At 70.0% G+C, this 15,424-nt stretch carries 9 protein-coding genes and 1 pseudogene; 7 read left to right on the top strand and 3 right to left on the bottom strand.

What is annotated here, in order from left to right:
* Nucleotides 1-161 precede the first annotated feature (161 nt).
* The 3 genes from ACFYOH_RS43240 to ACFYOH_RS43230 all read left to right on the top strand — a co-directional run bounded on the left by ACFYOH_RS43240 (nt 162) and on the right by ACFYOH_RS43230 (nt 4,134).
* Entirely contained in the window at nt 162-971 is an 810-nt protein-coding gene (locus tag ACFYOH_RS43240; RefSeq protein WP_388637454.1) for a TnsA-like heteromeric transposase endonuclease subunit, read from the top strand.
* Nucleotides 968-3,070 carry a Mu transposase C-terminal domain-containing protein gene (locus ACFYOH_RS43235; RefSeq protein WP_388637442.1) on the top strand — a complete coding sequence of 701 codons (2,103 nt, stop codon included), beginning with the start codon at nt 968-970 and terminating at the stop codon, nt 3,068-3,070. Before ACFYOH_RS43240 ends, ACFYOH_RS43235 begins: the two co-directional genes overlap by 4 nt.
* 95 nt (nt 3,071-3,165) lie before the next feature.
* Nucleotides 3,166-4,134 (top strand): TniB family NTP-binding protein, encoded by a 969-nt coding sequence (locus ACFYOH_RS43230; RefSeq protein ID WP_388637451.1) that lies wholly within the window; start codon nt 3,166-3,168, stop codon nt 4,132-4,134.
* Between the two features lie 120 nt (nt 4,135-4,254).
* On the opposite strand, the gene ACFYOH_RS43225 is transcribed toward ACFYOH_RS43230, so the two are convergent.
* The gene (locus tag ACFYOH_RS43225) at nt 4,255-4,560 is read right to left on the bottom strand and encodes a group II intron maturase-specific domain-containing protein (RefSeq protein WP_388637448.1); all 306 of its coding nucleotides are present in this window, start codon (nt 4,558-4,560) and stop codon (nt 4,255-4,257) included.
* Nucleotides 4,561-4,635: 75 nt separating this feature from the next.
* Nucleotides 4,636-5,352, bottom strand: a pseudogene (locus ACFYOH_RS43220) (reverse transcriptase domain-containing protein); the annotation flags it as partial.
* 1,252 nt (nt 5,353-6,604) lie between these two features.
* Here ACFYOH_RS43220 and ACFYOH_RS43215 point away from each other — a divergent pair.
* From ACFYOH_RS43215 to ACFYOH_RS43200, 4 genes are all read left to right on the top strand, one after another.
* Nucleotides 6,605-9,583, top strand: a complete 2,979-nt coding sequence (locus ACFYOH_RS43215; RefSeq protein ID WP_388637439.1) for a DEAD/DEAH box helicase — start codon at nt 6,605-6,607, stop codon at nt 9,581-9,583.
* 269 nt (nt 9,584-9,852) lie between these two features.
* Nucleotides 9,853-10,917, top strand: a complete 1,065-nt coding sequence (locus ACFYOH_RS43210; RefSeq protein ID WP_388637445.1) for an SWIM zinc finger family protein — start codon at nt 9,853-9,855, stop codon at nt 10,915-10,917.
* On the top strand, nt 10,914-11,459 hold the full coding sequence (locus ACFYOH_RS43205; protein WP_388637436.1) for a DUF6233 domain-containing protein: 546 nt from the start codon (nt 10,914-10,916) through the stop codon (nt 11,457-11,459). The genes ACFYOH_RS43210 and ACFYOH_RS43205 overlap by 4 nt, the downstream gene beginning before the upstream one ends.
* Before the next feature lie 446 nt (nt 11,460-11,905).
* Entirely contained in the window at nt 11,906-12,337 is a 432-nt protein-coding gene (locus ACFYOH_RS43200; protein ID WP_388637433.1) for a hypothetical protein, read from the top strand.
* Nucleotides 12,338-13,528: 1,191 nt separating this feature from the next.
* Here ACFYOH_RS43200 and ACFYOH_RS43195 read toward each other — a convergent pair.
* Complete coding sequence (locus tag ACFYOH_RS43195) at nt 13,529-14,872, bottom strand: endonuclease domain-containing protein (RefSeq protein ID WP_388637430.1); 1,344 nt, start codon at nt 14,870-14,872, stop codon at nt 13,529-13,531.
* Nucleotides 14,873-15,424 lie beyond the last annotated feature (552 nt).

The raw sequence follows: 15,424 nt of genomic DNA, 5'->3' as shown, positions 1-15,424 counted from the left end.
CCAACTTCGCCCGAGCTCGGTTCACTTCATGTGCGTCCACACCCCCCAACATGCCCCCAAACAGGACCGCGAGACAGACCTAACGGAGTCCTACTCGTTTGTGGCAGAAATACTGAAAACGGCCGCGGCGGTCGGTGGGAGCGGCTTGGCTGACGCGGGTGATCAGCACAGGTGCAGGCGGGCCGGACGGCCGGACAGGACAGACGGCGGCAGGCCGCGGGAGCGGGTTCGAAGCGGAATTCCTCGACCCGGCCGGACAGAAAGTCCAGCAACGGTGGGCGGACGCGGCCCTGACGGTGTCGTTCGAGGAGATGTCGCCGGTGTCGGCGTTCCCGGTGGTCCCGGGGCGCCGATGGGCGCCGGGCCTGTGGTGGTCGGCCACTACCGGGCGGCATGTGTGCGCCGGGTCGAACGCGATGCGCACCCAGCTGATGGTCCTGGACCGCGACCCGGAGGTGACGGGGCTGGCCGGGCGGCGGCCCCTGCGGCTGCTGTGGCGTACCGGCCGCGGGCAGATCCGCTCGTGGGTGCCGCAGTTGTTCGCCCGCTACCGCGACGGCACCGCTTTGCTGGCCGACTGCCCCAGCCACCCCGACGCCGGCGGCCAACGCGCCCTTGCCGCCGCGAAGGCGATGCGTGAGGCGTGCGAGGAGATCGGCTGGACCTACCAGCGCCTCACCCCGCTCGACGACGTCCTCACCGCCAACCTGAAATGGCTGGCCGGCTACCGCCACCCCCGCAACGCCGGGCGCCCGGGCCTGATGCCCGCCGTGCTGGAGTCCTTCACGCGGCCGCGACCGCTGCTCGAAGGCGCCCAGGCGGCCGGAGACCCGATCGACGTCCTGCCCGCCGTCTACCACGCCCTGTGGCACGGCCGGTTGACGACGTCGCTGCACACGCCGCTGCACGAACACGTCCTGGTCACTGCCCAGGACGGCAATGTCCCCGGCACGAGGGGAAGTGCCCGGTGAGCGCTCGGCGCAATGCCCGGCCGGCGGTGAAGGCCGGGGCGCATGTCCGCTTCCGCGGCGTGACGTGGCAGGTGGTCGCTCTGGCTGGGCAGGACATCCACCTCGTCGGGCCGGACGGCGGCGGTCAGGCCGTGCTCGCCGGGCACCTGTTCGCCGACCCCGGCTTCGCCGTCGTCGGGGCCGACGCACCTCAAGCCGTCCCCAAGTGGGGGCTGTTCGAGACCGCCCCCGCAGCGGCGCGCGAGAAGGCGCTCGCCTGGCAGCGGCATGTGAGGGAGGTCGACTGCGGGCTGCCCGGCGGGCCCGGCAGCCACGGGACGGTGCGCGAGCCCTACGACCCCGCCCGGCACACGCTGGCCGAGCGGGAACAAGCCAAGGCCCAGGAACTGACCGCGCTGGGTTTCGGCCGGGTGTCGCGCACCACGGTGCAGCGCATGCGGCTCGCGTACCGCAAACAGGGCCTGTGGGGGCTCCTCGATCACCGCACCACCCGCGCCTCCAGCCCCACCGGGCGGGCCGACGAGCGGGTCGTCGCCGCCGTCCGCGAGGCACTGCGCCGACGGCGCGGCCGCTCCAAGGGCACCATCAACGGCCTGTTCCCGCTGATCACCCAGATCCTTGCCGACCGCCACGGCCCCGGCACGGTGCCCACACCGTCCCAGGCCACGCTGTACCGGCTTGTCACCGCCCTCGCCCGGCCTGGCGAACTGCCCGCCGGGCCCGTGCGGCAGACCCCCGCAAGCTTCGACGGACGGGCCTTCACCCCCGCCAGGGCGCTGCGGCCCGGCGAGCAGGTCCAGGTCGACACCACCCGCCTGGACGTCCTCGCCCTCTTCGACGACGGCCGCCTCGCCCGCCCCGAGCTCACCATCGCCGTCGACGTCGCCACCCGCGCCATCCTCGCCGCCGTCCTGTGCCCCAGCGCGACCAAGGCCGTCGACGCGGCCCTGCTCCTGGCGGAGATGGCCGTCCCGCACCCCGCCCGCCCCACTTGGCCGAACATCCTGCGCATGGACCACGCCCCCGCACTCCCCCACCAGCAGCTGACCACGCTGGACGAACGCCTGGCCAATGCGGCAGCCCGCCCCGTCGTTCTGCCCGAGACGATCGTCGTCGACCGGGGCAAGATCTACCTGTCGCGGGCGTTCACGGCAGCCTGCGAGACCCTCGGCATCAGCGTCCAGCCCTCCCCGCCCTTCGCTCCCACCGCCAAAGGCATCGTCGAGCGTGCGTTTGGCACCATCAACGCCCTGTTCTGCCAGCACCTGCCCGGCTACACCGGATCCGACGTCACCCGTCGCGGGCCCGACGCCGAACAAGAGGCCTGCTACAGCGTCGCCCACCTGCAGGACCTCCTCGACGAATGGCTGGTGCACTACCACCACCGCCCCCACGAAGGCCTGCGCCACCCGATGATGCCGCGCAAGGCCCTCACGCCGAACCAGATGTGGGCCGCGCTGGTCGCCGTCGCCGGGTACGTCCCCGTCCCTCTCACCCGAAGCGATTACCTCGAGCTGCTGCCCGTGCGCTGGCAGGCCGTCACCGCCTTCGGCATCCGCATCCACCACCGCACCTACGACCACGACCTGCTGGCCCCCTATCGCGGCCAGTCCTCCCCGGTCGCTGGCCGAGGCGGCAAATGGGAGATCCACTACAACCCCCACGACGTCCGCCAGATCTGGATCCGCCTGCCCGACGGCCTGCTGACCGAGATCCCCTGGATCCACCGCGACCACGTCCACCAACCGTTCAACGACCGCACCTGGCAGCACATCAGGACCCTCGCCGTGCACGGCAACCACGGCGACGCCGACCGTCACGAAGCCGACCTCGCCGACGCCCTCGACCAGCTCATGCGCCGCGTCCACAGCGGCCACGCCACCAAAACCGAACAAGCCCTCCTGGCCCGCACCACCCCCCTCTCGCTCCCCACAGCCCGCCAACCGGACCACGACACCGGCCACAGCGCCGACAGCCCCCCGCAGAGAGACGAGGAGGACAGCATCGACGACCTCGACGACCTCCCCGACGAAGAGGCGCCCGCCACGGCCACCGGATTCGGGCTCTACGACGCACACGAGGAAGCCGACAAATGGTGAACACCCGCCCCCGCCCCACGGCGCACAACCCCAGCAGCACACCAGCGAACACCACCGCCGGCGCAGGCATCGGTGCGGCCGAGCCGTCCTGGCCCCTGACCACCTGGCAGGGCTGGCACCAATTCGCCACCACCGAGCCCCTCACCCCGCCCCAGCCCGGCCAGCCGGCCCGCAGCCGCGACGAACGCCTCGCCTACCACTCCGCGTTCGTCACCATCCGCACCCCCGCCATCAGCACCCTCGCCACCCAGGTCCGCACCCTGATGGTCCTGGGCCGCCACCAACAGGCCACCGCACGCCCCTCCCTGATCGTCACCGGACCCGCCGCAGCCGGCAAAACCACCGCCCTCCTCCACGTCGGCCGCGCCTGCCACCTCGCCCACACCCGCAAAACCCCGCCCCCGCCCGGATCAGCCCACGCCGCGGCACCCGTCGCGTACGTCCTCGTCCCGCCCGGCGCCACCGCGAAAACCCTCATCACCGAATTCGCCCGCTACCTCGGCATCCCCACCACCACCCGCATGACCCAGACCCAGATCACCGACGCCGTCTGCCACACCTACACCGCCGCCGGTGTCCAACTCGTCCTCATCGACGAAATCCACCGCCTCAACCCCCGCACCACCACCGGCGCACAAGCAGCCGACCTCTTGAAAGACCTCACCGAACGCCTGGCCGCCACGTTCGTCTACGCCGGCATCAACGTCACCGACACACCCCTGTTCAGCGGCACCCGCGGCGCCCAGCTCGCCGGCCGCGCCACCCTCATCACCTGCGGCCCCCTCCCCGCCCGCCACGGCACCCGCGAACCCTTCCGCGACGTCATCACCGACATCGAGAACGCCCTCGACCTCACCCACCACAAACCCGGCGCCCTCCTCCGGCACGCCCCCTACCTCCACCAGCGCACCGCCGGCCGCATCGGATCCCTCACAAGGCTCATCCGCCAAGCAGCCATCACCGCCATCCACGACGACACCGAACGCATCACCAAAGCCGCCCTCGACGCGATACAGCTCGACCACCTCGCCGAACAACACCACCGCCCCACCCGCAACCGCTAACCCCCGCCCACCGAACAGGCAAAACAGCTCTGCCGAGTAGCCGGAGGGAATCTCACCCTCCGGCTCTCACAGAACCGTGCGTAACAGTCGCCCGTTACACGGCTCTTGTCGTCCTGATCATCAAATCGCCACGGCGTTTGCGGTGGGAGTGAGGCGCCAGTGCGCGAACATGCGGGGGTATCGCCGGGCGATCTCCTGCATCTTCGCGATGGCCTTCCGCTTGGCCGCGAGCCGTTTGTACTTCTGGCGGATCCAGCGCACCAGGTAGGCGTTGATGCGCATCGTGAAGGGGATCAGCTCCCACGGCCGGAACCGGCCGTAGTAATTGAGCCAGCCCGCCACCACAGGATTGATCCTGCGGGCGAGCTCCTGGAAGGACAGATCCGAGCGGGTATGCAGGTGCCAGGACCTCAATTCCCGCCCCATCTTCTTCAGGGCATCCCTGCTGACCGCCGGGTCGAACGACAGGAACAGCTTCCCGTGCCGACTCCGGCTCCTTCTGGAACGGAACGTGTACCCGAGGAACGTGAACGACGTGTGCTCGTACGAGCCCTGGCGTCGTCCGTCCTTGCAGTACACAATCCTGGTCTTGGCCGGATGCAGCTGCAACCCGACCTCGGCCATCCTGTCCCCGAGCGCGGCCAGCACCTGCCGGGCCTGCCGCTCGGTGACGCAGTGCAGCACCGCGTCGTCCGCATAGCGCTCGAACCAGACGGACGGGAACTCCCGGGCCATCCACGAGTCGAACGCGTAGTGGAGGAACAGGTTCGCCAGCACGGGAGATACCGGGGCGCCCTGGGGCGTCCCGCGCTCCCGCTCCAACAGGGAGCCGTCGGGCATGGCGAGCGGGGCAGCGAGCCACCTCCGCACATACAACTTCACCCAGACGGCGTCCGTGTGTGCTTCCACCGCCTTGACCAGGAGGTCCCAGGGCACGCTGTCGAAGAACTGGGTGATGTCGAACTCGACCACCCAGTCCCTTTTCTAACAGCGTTTCCGGCACTTCTCCACAGCGTCCAAGGCAGACCGTCCGGGCCGGTATCCGAAGCTGTCCGGATGGAAAACCGGTTCCACCATTCGCATCAGATGCCGGGCCACCACGGTCTGGGCCACACGATCAGCGACAGCGGGAATGCCTAGCATTCTCACGCCCTGACCGTGCGGCTTGGGAATAGCCACCGCACGCACCGGAGGTGGAAAATACGAGCCCGACGACATCCGGTTCCAGACCTTGTAAAGGTTTCCCTTCAGGTCCTTCTCGAACTCGTCGATGCTCTGCCCGTCCACTCCCGGCGCTCCCCTGTTCGCCCTGACTTCCTCCCACGCCTCCTTGACTTCCCACTTCGAAATCTCAAACGGCTTGACCTGTGACTTCAACTGGTCCACCGAACTCCTCCCGGACTTCGTCCGGTTGATGCGATCAACACAGTCACGAACGACCCGGCCCCTTCGCTCCACCCCCATTACAGGGGCTTCGTCACTACTACGAGCCGGTCCGCCAGCACGCCCCGCGTCGGTACTCAGCCCCTCGCAGTGTCCGCTGCTTGGGGCGCTCCCTCTTGCCACCGCTACGCGGCGGCAGTGTCGGGGCCTGCCTTCTCCTGTTCCATGCGGAAGCCGCAGACCGGGATCACGTCGCCTACATGCCGGACACCGCCTGGCCAATAAACGGGCACCCGCCAGGCTCATCCCGGAGTTCTGGTCACACCCCGGTTTCGATGCCGTCTGTTTTGTTTTCGACACGTCGGCAGCGATTCACTTGCGTTCGTCTTCCCGATCCCCACCTGACACCTCTCAGGCGCCTTTTCCTCATCGCTCACCACGACGGTCTTCAGCCAACGCAGCATGAGGCGGTTTGGAGCCTCCCCCCGCAGGGCGACTCCGAAGGGCCAAAAAAACCTTCATCTCCCGCACAGCACCATTTCCAGAAGCTGCCCTACAACCAACTCCTATTCATGTTCAGGACACAAGACCAGCACAAACACCAACCCAGCCTTTACACGCTAGCGAAACCCACAACGAACCCGGCCCCACTCAGCACACACGACACAACCCCAGCTCACACCCCGAACTACCCGCCGGAACCGCGCACCCGCCCACTCTCAACGAACCCACAACACACCAGGCCAACAAGCCAGCGATACACCAACAAACCCCCCTCCGAGCGTTATCCGAGCAGCGCGATCGAGTCGAGAAGCGCTGCGCCTACGCCGAGGCCGGCATCCTCGTGTATCTGCCATCGGCTGGCGACACGTGCGGGGTCGTCGTCCACTCCGCCGGCTGGCGTCACGCTGGACACCGAGCCGCTCTACGACTGGGTGCACTGACGCTCATGCGTCCCTTGTCCGCGCCGCGAGCGCCCGTCACGGCTCGATAGCATTCTGCCGTACAGCTTGTGGATGCGCGATAACGAGGCGTGACGGTGTCACTTCAGCGCATACCCACACCCCGGCTCGAAGGGCATACGATCATGGCGCGTATCCTCCAGGTCGTCGAAGTGGATGAGCCTGCCGAGCAGAGGAAGCCGGGAGCGGTTGCGCCGGCTGCCTCAGCCGCGCTCAGCGCATGCGAAGCCGTCTTCCTGCCCGGAGATCCGGCCAGGGAAGGCCGTGTGGCGTTCTGGCGGGCGGACGGCGGCAAGATGCCCGACTGCGATGTGGAGCTGGGGGAGCTCACCGTCGTGCGGCCGCACGGAAATGGGATCCGGCGGCGGAGGGTGAGCGCGGTGCTGCTGCCGGTCGCGCAGGCGGTGCCCGTACTCACCCGCGCTCGCGCCATGGTGCCAAGCGGCAATGCCTCCGTTTCCGCCGCGTGGTGGGGAGCAGGGGCCCTGATTGCGCTTCAACTTGCCGCGCGGGGGCGGCTGCTGCCAGGGCTGAGCCCCACCGGGTTCGACGCCTGGCGGCTCGGTCCGCTGGACGGCGACGACGTGCGCCGGATACGCGACCTCGCGGCGGCGATGCCGCCGGAGGCGCGCGCGGTCCCGCTGCCGGGCTCGTCACCCGTAGCGCTGCCCGCCGCCGAGCCGCTGCTGCGGGCCTTTGTGGACGCGGTCGCGGACGGCCTGCCGCGCTCCCCGGCAGCACGCCACCTGATGGCCGGTCCGGCCTTCGCCGCTCGGATGCCGGTGCCTATCCCCGAACAGCGTGAGTGGGCGGCCGAGGTGGCCGCCGGGATGGACGCGGGCGTGCGCGTCTCCCTGCGTCTGGAGGCAGACAGCGACGCATGGGACAGCGGAGACTTCGGCGACAGCGGCGGCGGGCCAAAGTTCCGGGCCGTGGTGCAGCTGCACAGCCTCGCCGACCCCACCCTGGTGGCAGATGCGGCCGAGCTGTGGGCCGGGGCTGCAGCCGCTCAGGAGCAGTTCGGCGCCCGTACCCGCATCGACGCGCTGCTGGCGCTGCGCCGCGGCGCGAAGGCATGGCCGCCGCTGTCGCGCCTGCTCTTGGCCGCCGCGCCTGATGTGCTGCAGCTCGCCGACGACGAGCTGTTGGAACTGCTCGGCGGGGCCGCGGAGCGGCTGGCCGCCGCCGGAATCCAGGTCCACCTGCCAAAGGGCCTGACGAAGGAGCTGACCGCGACCGGCCTGCTGGATCCGCCCCGGCGCAAAAAGACGCCCTCGGACCTGGAGACCTTCCTCTCCTCGGGTCAGCTCCTTGAATTCCGCTGGCAGTTGGCGTTGGGCGGGGAGTCGCTGACCGAGGAGGAGATGGACCGCCTCATCGAGGCGCACCGCCCGGTGGTGCGGCTGCGCGACCAGTGGGTGGTGGTCGACCAGGCGCTGGTCCGCAAGGTCCGCAAGCAGCGCGGCCGCGAGCTCACCGCGCTCGACGCCCTGGGCGCGGCGCTGACCGGCGAGGTAGAGATCGACGGCACGTCCGTACCGGTCACCGCGGGCGGTGCCCTGGAGCAGTTGCGCGCGCGGATCGCCGAGCCGGAGGCGGGCCCGGACTCCGCATCGGCCACCGCCGGCCAGCCCGCTATGCTCGCAGCTACTCTGCGCGACTATCAGCTGCGTGGACTTGCCTGGCTGGATCGGATGACCTCCCTCGGCCTGGGCTGCTGTCTCGCCGATGACATGGGCCTCGGCAAAACGATCACCCTGATCTCGCTCCACCTGCGCCATCACGAGCGATCGGCCCACGGCCCCACCCTGGTGGTCTGTCCGACGTCCCTGCTCGGCAACTGGGAGCGCGAAGTGCAGCGCTTCGCACCCGGCATCCCCGTACGCCGCTTCCACGGCCCGGGCCGCACCCTGGACGACCTCACGCCGAACGGCTTCGTACTCACCACGTACGGCACACTCCGCCGCGACGCGGCGCTCCTGGCCGACACCGCTGTGCCGTGGGGCCTGCTCGTCGCGGACGAGGCGCAGCACGTCAAGAACCCGTACTCCGACACCGCGCGGGCGCTGCGCACCGTCCCCGCCGGCGGGCGCATCGCGCTGACCGGCACCCCGGTTGAGAACAACCTTTCCGAGCTATGGGCCCTGCTCGACTGGACGACACCCGGCCTGCTCGGCACGCTCACCGCCTTCCGTGAGCGCTACGCCCGCGCGGTCGAGGCCGACGGCGACCAGGAGAGTGCTCACCGTCTCGCCCGCCTGGTCCGTCCTTTCCTCATGCGCCGCCGAAAGTCCGACCCTGGCATTGCCCCCGAGCTGCCGCCCAAGACCGAGACCGATCAGCCTTGCTCGCTGACGAAGGAGCAGGCGTCCCTGTACGAGGCGCTGGTGCGTGAGTCGCTGGCGGCGATCGGCGAGGCGGACGGAATGGCCCGGCGCGGCCTGGTGATGAAGCTGCTCACCGGCCTCAAGCAGGTGTGCAACCACCCGGCGCAGTACCTGAAGGAGAAGAACACGAAGCTCGCCGGCCGCTCCGGCAAACTGGAGCTGCTCGACGAGTTGCTGGATGCGATCGTGGCCGAGGACGGCTCGGTGCTCGTCTTCACCCAGTACGTCGAGATGGGCCGGCTGCTTCAGCAGCATCTGGCAGACCGTGGCATCGCGGCGCAGTTCTTGCACGGCGGGACGCCGGTGAAGCAGCGCGAGGAGATGGTCGACCGCTTCCAGCGTGGCGAACGGCAGGTCTTCCTGCTCTCCCTCAAGGCCGCCGGCACCGGCCTCAACCTAACCCGCGCCGGCCACGTCATCCACTTCGACCGCTGGTGGAACCCGGCGGTCGAAGACCAGGCCACCGACCGCGCGTACCGCATCGGCCAGACCCAGCCGGTGCAGGTGCACCGCCTGATCGCGGAGGGGACGGTCGAGGACCGGATCGCGCAGATGCTCAAGCAGAAGAAGGGGCTCGCGGACGCCGTGCTGAGCCATGGCGAGGCGGCACTCACCGAGCTCTCCGACGCCGAACTGGCCGAACTGGTAACGATGCGCCACAACACCACGCCTTGGAGCACAGACCGTCCGAGCACCACGAAGGGCAGCCGCACGTGAGCCCGCGCCCGACGAAGCCCAAGCAGCGGGCTCAGGATCAGCCCGCCCGCACTTTCCCTCCCTTCCCTCCGGCTCCCGGCCGCCGGGGCGGTTTCGCCTCAACCTGGTGGGGCCAGGCATGGGTGTCGGCGCTGGAGGAGTGCTCACTCGATTCCGGCCGCCTCACCCGCGGTCGCACCTACGCGCGGCGCGGATCCGTGGGCGGGATGACCGTGGTCCCGGGCCGGATCAGCGCCCCCGTGCAGGGCAGCAGGCCGCGACCCTACCGGGTGTCATTGGCAATCCCCGTCCTCAGCGACACGGAATGGGACCGGCTCCTCAACGCGGTGGCGGCGCGCGCCGGGCACATCGCCGCACTGCTGGACCGCGACATGCCCACCGAGCTGGTGAAGGACGCGCTGAAGGCCGGCGTACGTCTGCTACCGTCGGCCAACGACCTTCAGCCGTCCTGCTCCTGCCCCGACTGGGGCTACCCGTGCAAGCACGGCGCCGCGCTGTGCTACCAGGTCGCACGCCTGCTGGACGAAGACCCCTTCGTACTGCTGTTGATGCGCGGCCGCGGCGAACAGCAGCTGCTGGACGAGCTCGCCCGCCGCAACGCCGCCCGCGCGGCATCCAAGGCGGCAGCCTCGGCATCAGCGTCGGTTCCGTCCCCGCGAACTCCCACCCCACCCACAGGTACACCGGCCCGAGAGGCCTTCGCGGCGCGCGCCGACCTGCCACCGCTGCCCCAACCGCCGCCCCTGCCCGAACGCGCCGGGCACCCGCCCGTCTTCGAGGCGTCCCGGCCCGCCGAACCAGGCATCGACCCGCAGGCGCTTCAAACCCTGGCCGCCGACGCGGCCGAGCGCGCCCGCCGCCAACTCGCCGCCGCGTTGGCAGGCGACACACCACCCAATCCATCTGACCTGACGGAGTGGCAGGACGCTGTGCGCATCGCCGCCGAGCACCCACAGACCGAGGTCTTCGCCCGGATCGCCGAGAGCACCGGCCGCCCGCCGATCGAGCTCGCCCAGGCGGTACGGGCCTGGAGTTACGGCGGCACGGCCGCACTCGCGGTCCTGGAGGACGCCTGGACCCCGGATGCATCCGTACTCGCCCGCGCCCGAGCCTCGCTCGCCAAGGACTGGGCGGACGGGCGGCCTCCCCAGCTGCGCGCGTGGCGCAACCGCTTCACCGTCGTCGGCCGCGACCGCCAACTGCGCTACGGCCGCGACGGCCGCTGGTATCCGTACGGGAAACAGGACGGCGCCTGGTGGCCTATCGGTCAACCCGACCCTGACCCCGCCACGGCCCTCGCAGCGCTGCTCGTGCTCCAAGACCGCCGCCCGTGACCACAACGTCACCCCAAGGGGCTCCGATCGTCGTCATCCTCCCCGACGCCCAGGAAATCCGCGGACGGCTGCACGCACGCCGACAGGTGAAAGACGGCTGGCTCTACCAGGTAGGAATCCTGGTGTGGCAGAACGGCACAAACGGCTCCGTCGAACCTGCCGAGCGGCGAGTCTGGGTGCCTCCCGCACACGCACGCCCGATACCCGGTGTCTCCTACGAGCACGTCCCGACCCATCGTCTGTCCGCAACAGACACCCCGTCCCAAGAGCGCCCGCCCGCATGGACACTCCAGTACCTGCCCCACCGCCCCGGACACCCGGGCGCCACACTCCTCCACGTCATCGGCTGCACCCCCAGCGACCGGACACTCACCCGGGAAGAGGCCCATGCCGCGCTCCGTCAACCCCGCGCAGCAGCCTGCATCGAGTGCGACGCGGCCCGATCCCTCACCCCGCAACAGCAGCCAACCGACCAAAATCCCCAGCCCCAGCGCGGCAAAGAAGCCCGTCCGGACACGGACCCCAGCGAAACGCCCACATAACCACCCGGCCCGAAAGAACGGCGCGACAAAGGACAGAGGGGGTTGGGTCGTGTCCCCTGTGGTGCTGTAGCCGCGGGGAGTTCGGCGGCATCGTGGGCGGCGTAGAAGGAGTCCATGCTGCCTTCGGAGAGGTAGCGGCGGGCGAAGGGATAAGGTCATTCGCGTACTCCTATGGTTCAACTGGCTTTTCACCAGGGAGAGTTGCACGATGGCCTGCCTCTTGCGCAGGGAGCGGCCACCAGTCACGGGGGCACCCCGGCCAGATAACGGCGCGCTCACAGCCTTGATCCGCTACGCCACGAGAACGGACGACATCCGGCCACCCGTCCGACGGTCACCGTCCCCGACTAGCGGCGGAACCGCTGACCGCCGGCCGCCGTCCTCCTCGGACGGGAGGGACAGTGACCAGAGAACAGGCACCGGGCTCGTGTGGTGGGTGGGGCTGCTTGCTGCCAGTCGCCGGAGTGGTGCTCGGCCTGCTGGCCGAGGCCGAGGCCGGCGCCTTCATCAGCGACACCTGGTCCTACTGCATGAACCTCGCGTGGCCGGCGGCGTACGACATCGCGGACAGCCCGCGCTTCTACCTCCTCACCAACCTTCCGCTCATCGCGGCGTACTGCTGTGCCTTCCCGCTGGGCTTCCTCCTGGCCAGGCGCTTCCTCGCACGGTCGCGCCGCCGCCTCGTCCGAGTGCTGACCGCAAGCCTGGCCGGGCTGCTCGTGCTCCTGGCCGTCCTCGCCGGCGACCTGGTGTACAACACCGCCCCGCCGGACGGGAAGTACCTGAGTGCCCGCTGCCCGCACGGCCGGCCGCCCTGGTGGCCGAAGCCCCTGCCGCTGCGCGACTCGCCGTTCGCGGACTTCGAGCACCAGGGCTGATCACCAGGTTGGCGCGGGAAGTTCATCCGGCCACCGCCGCGTGAGTGGTATTTGCATCAGTGTGGCGGCGGCCCCATGACGAGGGGCTACGTCAAATCTCGGTCATGTCCCCTCGGCGCCCCCCGGTACGTCACGAGCGCCTCTTCCGCGCCCAAGATGCTGATCAGGAGCTGCGCTTCGGCCTGTGAGCACACCAGCCAGCCCGGAAATGCAGTCGGCCTGCGCGCATAACCCTGCCAGCGAGCCGGGGTCGGGGGTGGGCCGCTTTGTCAGCGTGGACGCGTACCGTGGACCGGCACCACGAACTCGCAGCAGGAAACCATGCCGCCCTCTGTAGAACAGTCCGCCACCGCCCCGGCCTCGCCGCTCGCACAGCGTCGGCCGCAGCGGTCAGCCGTCCGTCACGGCCAGGCATCGTGTGCCGACTACGGCTGCACCCGCACCGAGTGCCGCCAGGCGGCCCTCCGGGCCCGCCGCCAACGCCACCAGGACCGCCTGCGCGGTCTGACCGCCCGCGTCCCGCCCTATGCCGCCGCCCGGTGGGCTGCCCGGCTGCGCGAGCAGGGCATGTCCGCACAGGACATCGCAGACCGGGCCGGCCTGTCGGTGACCCTGGTCCGCCGACTGCTCCGCACCCCAGAACAAGGCCAGGTGGCGCGGGACATCGCTCGCACCACCGCCGACGCCATACTCGGTATCCCCATCCCCGCCTGTCGCGAACCCCGCACCCCGGGCCTGACCGGCTCCGCCGAAACCGCTGGGCTGCTGGCCGACTTGGCGCGTGCCGGATGGCCTGCCACCGCACTCGCCCCGCGACTCCGCTTCAACGCCCAAACCATCGCCGCAGTCCGCGACAAACGTCCCCGCCTCCACCTCGATCTCGCGCTACGGATTCGCCACCTGCACCGCGAACTGATCGGCCTCGATCCCCTCAGCCACGGCATCCGCCCCGCCGACGCCGCCCGCGCCCGCGCCGCCGCTGCCCCCGTGCCGCCGGGGCCTGACCAGCTGTGCGAACAGTCCCAGCAGGCGTTCCTTCTGCCGGGGCTCAGACCCTGGGCACGTCCAGGAGATGTCCGCAATTGTGGAGCTGCTCGTGGCGTTGGTGGAGAAAACGGCGAGTTTCGCAGGCGCCGGGTGGACTGCGAACCGGCGCCGGGCGGGCGTGGGTTGACGTTGCCCCGCGTTCACTCAGAAGAGCGCCAGGCCCTCGCCGCTGGTGTCCGCGATGACGGGCCGGAACTGGGCAGGGAGGCCGTCCAAGCGGTCAGGACCGGCCGCGGCGGCCACGGCAGGGGCCGTCTCGGCCAACCAGATGCGAAACCGCTCGACGGCTTCCCGGTAGGGGACTCGCGCCAGGACACGGTGCTCACCGGAAGGACAGAAGTCGACGGCGACGGTGAGCAGGCAGGAACGGGGCGCGTTCTGACTGCCCGTCCAGGAGACACGCAGGACACCGCAGGGCTTGCGCCCGCGGGGGGCGTGGTGGGTCGGGCGCAGCGATCGGCAGGCTATGTGGGCGGTCCATGCAGCGAGGTGCGGCAGGGGCAGGGTGGTGCGTGCGCGGCAGCCGGGGCAGCGATGCCAGTGGCGGAGCCAGTCGTCGGTGTCGGTGTCAAAGAGGCGTGCGTAGTGGTTCGCCACGCGGATGTCGTTGCTGTACAGGTGGTCGGGGCGTTCTAGTGTGTTGCAGGACTGGCAGACGGGAGCACGGACGTAGCCGTGTTCGTGGCAGTGGTCGAGCACGGTGGCGGGAGCGGTGCGGCAGACGGCGCACACCCACCCGGCCACCCGGCGAGAGGTACCGGGCTTCCCGCTGAGCACCGAGTACAGCTGGCCTTCCAGCTCTCCGTTGTACGGGCGCAGTGAGGCGCCGGGGCCCTTAGGGCTCGTCGTCTGCCGACCGCCGGCGTCTCGGGCCTGCCGGGGGTGGGAGGGCGGCTCGGGGACAGCCGTGTTCTCCTGACAGGTCCGCGCGGCTTGCACCCACCGCGTTTCGGTGTGCTCGGCCACATCCAGCAGCCTGACCACGGCGCGCGGCAGCCACCATGTCCGCGCCGTCCGGTCGCGAGTTCGCTCCACGAGTATCCGCCGCCAGTCGATCCCCGCCAGATGGGACGGCCCGCCGCCTTCACGTCGTACTGCCCGCTCGGACTCGCCCAGCTCCTGCAGTTCCCGGGTGATGCGCTGGCGCCAGCGCAGCAGCGTTGTCTCGTTGCGCTCCTTCTTCGGCGCGCCACGGAACGGACCGATGCGGACCAGGTCCTGCCGATCCATCCTCACCGCGTTCAGTTCCGCGGCCGCCCGGCGCACCTCAGTCTCCAAAACACTCCACTGGCCGCCGCTTGCCTTCACCGTCGCCACCACACGGCTGCCGAGCAAGACGTACCCCGCCCGGGCATGAGCAGGAGAACAGGTGAACGCCGCGGAAGCCGTCGGCACAGCACTGTCGGCCGTCAGATCAACCCACAGAGCGTCAGCGGCATCCAGGGTGATCAGGCCGTCCGCGCGACCGGGCATGACACGCTCTGACATACCGACAGGCTAACGGCCACAACGCGGCAACGGGTCTCCCAGCGCCTCGGTCAACCAGGCCGCCGCTTCCGCCCGGATTGAAGACAGACGCGGTCGCGCACGCCGAGCTGATCGAGTGAGGGGCGGAGGCCCCGAGGTGTGGTCGGCGGCGTCGCGACGGCTGCAAGTTCGTGGTGCGGTTCACGGTACTCAGTCTTGAGCGGAACGGGTCAACTCCGCTGAATGTTGGACGACTTCGGATCTGGCGACGGCCGATCAGCGACAGCTCACCGGCCATGGCAGTTACCGTGGTTTCCCACGGACCCGGCAACAGGTCCGTAGCGCCCGGGGCAGGGACGTCACCCCCGTTATCTTCTTCGCGGTCCTGCAAGAGGGCCGCTGGCCTCGGGGCCCGGCATGGCTGGTCCCCCCTGTCGAACGGATGACCTGGGGGGTGGTGCCACCGGGCCCGAGAGGCGCCGTTGGAGACGCTGATGAGTGCCTCTGTGTGTCAAGTGGCCTCGGTGAGAGCCGCGTGACGGTCGCGTTTGAGGCTGCGATAGACCACGTTCG

The organism is Streptomyces sp. NPDC007856, from assembly GCF_042868225.1.
Classification (GTDB): domain Bacteria; phylum Actinomycetota; class Actinomycetes; order Streptomycetales; family Streptomycetaceae; genus Streptomyces.
Note: the sequence above shows the minus strand (reverse complement) of the source record. Positions and strands in the feature narration are given on the sequence as shown.